Genomic DNA, 3,951 nt, shown 5'->3' on the forward strand with positions numbered 1-3,951 from the left:
ACCCCGCCCCCGACGCCGAGCCCAGGAACACCACCGGGGCCGGGGCAGCCGTCGCCCCCGAGACGGGGGACGGGACCGGGGCTGCCGGCACCTCCGAGGCCGGGGACGGAGCCACCGCCACCACCTTCGCAACCGCCGCCACCCCCGCCGCAAGCCCCGCATCCGGCACCGCAACCACCCCCGAGCCCGGCACCAACACCACCCCCACACCATCCACCTCCCCGGCCCCCACCTCCTCCACCCCCACCCCCCGCCAGCTCTGGACCAAAACCCGCGGCATCCTCCTCGCCCTGGTCGTCCTCCTCGCAGCCGCCATCGCCATCGCGGCCGTCCGCTCCGGCACCCAGCACGGGCGCCTCGACCCGCGCTCTGCCGACCCCTACGGCAGCCGCGCCGTCGCCGAACTCCTCGCCGACCGCGGCGTATCCACCCGCGTGGTCACCACCTCCGAAGAGGCCAGAGCCGCGGCCGGCCCGGACACCACGCTCCTGGTGGCCGCCCCCGACCGGCTCACCGAACGCCAGCAGTCCCGCCTGCGCGCAGCCACCGAGGACTCCCGAGGCCGCACAGTGCTCCTCGCCCCCGGCACCCCCTCGGTCAGCACCCTCGCGCCGGGGGTCACCGTGGACGCCACCCCCAGCCTCGACTCGACACTCTCCCCTCGCTGCGCCCTCGCCGCAGCCGAGCGCGCAGGCTCCGCCGACGTGGGCGGCCGCCGCTACGAAACCCTCGCTCCGGACGCCGAAGCCTGCTACCTCAGCGACGGCCTCCCCAGCCTGCTCCAACTCCCGGCCGCCGAAGGGCCCGGCGACACCGTCGTACTCGGCGCCCCCGACATCCTCTTCAACGACCGCCTCGACGAGCAGGGCAACGCCTCACTGGCCCTGCAACTCCTCGGCTCCCGCCCCCACTTGGTCTGGTACCTCCCCTCCCCCGCCGACGACGCGGCGACCGACGACACCGCCGACCGCGACTTCTTCGACCTCATCCCCGACGGCTGGCTCTGGGGCACCCTGCAACTCACCATCGCCGCCGCACTCGCCGCCCTCTGGCGAGCCCGCCGCCTCGGCCCGCTGGTCCCCGAACGCCTCCCCGTAGCCATCCGCGCCTCCGAAACCGTCGAAGGCCGAGCCCGTCTCTACCGCAAGGCGAACGCCCGCGACCGCGCAGCCACCGCCCTCCGCTCGGCCACCCGCACCCGCATCGCCCCCCTCCTCGGCGTCTCCCCCGCCCATGCACACACGCCCGAGACCCTGCTCCCCGCCCTGTCCACCAGGCTCCGCACCCCCGGCCAGGACCTGTACCCCCTCCTCTTCGGCCCACCCCCCGCCAACGACGCCGCCCTCATCACCCTCGCCGACCAACTCGACGCCCTCGAAAGAGAGGTACGTACTTCATGATGGACCCGACCACTGACAACGCCGGGAGCTCCGGCAGCGCCCGCTCCTCCCTGGAGTCCCTGCGCACCGAGATCTCCAAGGCCGTGGTCGGCCAGGACCCCGCGGTGACGGGCCTCGTCGTGGCTCTCCTCTGCCGCGGCCACGTCCTCCTCGAAGGCGTCCCAGGAGTGGCGAAGACCCTGCTCGTCCGCGCCCTCGCCGCATCCCTCGAACTCGACACCAAGCGCGTCCAGTTCACCCCGGACCTGATGCCGAGCGACGTCACCGGCTCCCTCATCTACGACGCCCGCACCACCGAGTTCTCCTTCCAGCCGGGCCCGGTCTTCACGAACCTCCTCCTCGCCGACGAGATCAACCGCACCCCGCCCAAGACCCAGTCCTCCCTCCTCGAAGCGATGGAGGAACGCCAGGTCACGGTCGACGGCACCCCGCGCCCGCTCCCCGAGCCCTTCCTCGTCGCGGCCACCCAGAACCCGATCGAGTACGAAGGCACGTACCCCCTCCCCGAAGCCCAGCTGGACCGTTTCCTCCTCAAGCTCACCGTCCCCCTCCCCTCCCGCCAGGACGAGATCAACGTCCTCACCCGCCACGCGGAAGGCTTCAACCCCCGCGACCTCGCCGCCGCCGGCATCCGCCCCGTCGCGGGCCCCGCCGACCTGGAGGCAGCCCGCACAGCGGTCGCCAAGACCTCGATCTCCCCCGAGATCACCGCCTACGTCGTGGACATCTGCCGCGCCACACGCGAGTCCCCGTCCCTCACCCTGGGCGCCTCCCCACGAGGCGCGACCGCGCTCCTCTCGACGGCCCGCGCCTGGGCCTGGCTGACAGGCCGCGACTACGTCATCCCCGACGACGTGAAGGCCCTCGCCCTCCCCACCCTCCGCCACCGCGTCCAACTCCGCCCGGAGGCCGAGATGGAGGGCGTGACAGCCGACTCCGTGATCAACGCGATCCTCGCCCACGTCCCGGTCCCCCGCTGATGGCCCTCACCGGCCGCACAGCGCTCCTGGCGGCCCTCGGCAGCCTCCCCGTAGGCATCTGGGACCCCAGCTGGACAGGCATCCTCGCCGTCAACGCCCCGCTGGCCCTGGCCTGCGCCTGCGACTTCGCCCTGGCCGCCCCCGTACGCCGCCTCGGCCTGACCCGCGCAGGCGACACCTCCGTACGCCTCGGAGAATCCGCCGACATCGAGCTGACCGTCACCAACCCCTCCGGCCGGCCCCTGCGCGCCCAACTCCGCGACGCCTGGCCCCCCAGCAGCTGGCACCCCGGCACCGAAGTCGAAGCATCCCGCCACCAACTGACGGTCCCACCGGGCGAGCGCCGCCGCCTCACCACCCGCCTGCGCCCCACCCGCCGAGGCGACCACCAGGCGGACCGCGTCACGATCCGCTCGTACGGCCCCCTCGGCCTCCTCACCCGCCAGGGCAGTCACAGGGTCCCGTGGACACTCCGGGTCCTGCCCCCCTTCACCAGCCGGAAGCACCTCCCGTCCAAACTGGCCCGCCTCCGGGAACTCGACGGCCGCACCAGCGTGCTGACCCGCGGCCAAGGCACGGAGTTCGACAGCCTCCGCGACTACGTCCCCGGCGACGACACCCGCTCCATCGACTGGCGCGCCACAGCCCGCCAGTCCACCGTCGCCATCCGGACCTGGCGCCCCGAACGCGACCGCCACATCCTGCTGGTCCTCGACACCGGCCGCACCTCGGCCGGCCGAGTCGGCGACGCCCCACGCCTCGACGCCTCGATGGACGCGGCCCTGCTCCTCGCAGCCCTGGCCTCCCGAGCAGGCGACCGTGTGGACCTGCTCGCATACGACCGTCGTGTACGCGCCCTGGTCCAGGGCAAGGCGGCAGGCGATGTACTCCCCTCAGTCGTCAACGCCCTGGCCACGCTCGAACCGGAACTGGTCGAAACGGACGCCAGAGGCCTGACCTCAAAAGCTCTCCGTACCGCGACCCGCAGCTCACTGATAGTGCTGCTGACCAGCCTGGACGCAGCCCCCATCGAGGAGGGCCTGCTCCCCGTACTCTCCCGCCTCACCCAACGCCACACAGTCCTCCTGGCATCAGTGGCCGACCCTCACATAGAGCAGATGTCCAAGGCCCGCGGAACAACAGAAGCCGTGTACGACGCAGCAGCCGCCGCCCAGGCCCACACGGAACGCCACCGCACAGCAGAAAAACTCATCCGCCACGGAGTCACAGTCGTAGACGCGACACCCAAGGACTTGGCCCCCGCTTTGGCAGACGCATACCTGTCCCTAAAGGCAGCCGGCCGCCTCTGAAGAAAGCAAAAAGAGAAACAGAAAAAGGCCCTCGCGAAAAGCAAGAGCCTTTGAACGTGAACGCAGAAAACCCCCGCACCCAGAGGGTGCGGGGGTTTCCCGTTAATAATAGTTCGGCGGCGTCCTACTCTCCCACAGGGTCCCCCCTGCAGTACCATCGGCGCTGTGAGGCTTAGCTTCCGGGTTCGGAATGTAACCGGGCGTTTCCCTCACGCTATGACCACCGAAACACTATGAAACTGTCAACCGCACCGCAGTCGT

The 3,951-nt window shown here is 71.5% G+C and carries 3 protein-coding genes and 1 rRNA gene; 3 read left to right on the plus strand and 1 reads right to left on the minus strand.

Going from position 1 to position 3,951, the window contains the following annotated elements; all coding sequences use genetic code 11:
• From ACWGI2_RS15315 to ACWGI2_RS15325, 3 genes are all read left to right on the plus strand, one after another.
• Positions 1 to 1,400 (plus strand): DUF4350 domain-containing protein (locus ACWGI2_RS15315; RefSeq protein WP_453695689.1); only part of this gene is annotated, 1,400 nt, incomplete at its 5' end.
• On the plus strand, positions 1,400 to 2,380 hold the full coding sequence (locus tag ACWGI2_RS15320) for an AAA family ATPase (RefSeq protein ID WP_453695775.1): 981 nt from the start codon (positions 1,400 to 1,402) through the stop codon (positions 2,378 to 2,380). The genes ACWGI2_RS15315 and ACWGI2_RS15320, both read left to right, overlap by 1 nt.
• The gene (locus tag ACWGI2_RS15325; RefSeq protein WP_453695690.1) at positions 2,380 to 3,690 is read left to right on the plus strand and encodes a DUF58 domain-containing protein; all 1,311 of its coding nucleotides are present in this window, start codon (positions 2,380 to 2,382) and stop codon (positions 3,688 to 3,690) included. Before ACWGI2_RS15320 ends, ACWGI2_RS15325 begins: the two co-directional genes overlap by 1 nt.
• A 111-nt stretch (positions 3,691 to 3,801) precedes the next feature.
• Here ACWGI2_RS15325 and rrf read toward each other — a convergent pair.
• A 5S ribosomal RNA gene (gene rrf / locus ACWGI2_RS15330) occupies positions 3,802 to 3,918 on the minus strand.
• Positions 3,919 to 3,951 lie beyond the last annotated feature (33 nt).

This window comes from Streptomyces sp. NPDC054866 (assembly GCF_053610745.1).

Coding starts and splice junctions, on each gene's coding strand:
- ACWGI2_RS15320 (WP_453695775.1), top strand. CDS start 1,400: ATGGACCCGACCACTGACAACGCCGGGAGCTCCGGCAGCGCCCGCTCC.
- ACWGI2_RS15325 (WP_453695690.1), top strand. CDS start 2,380: ATGGCCCTCACCGGCCGCACAGCGCTCCTGGCGGCCCTCGGCAGCCTC.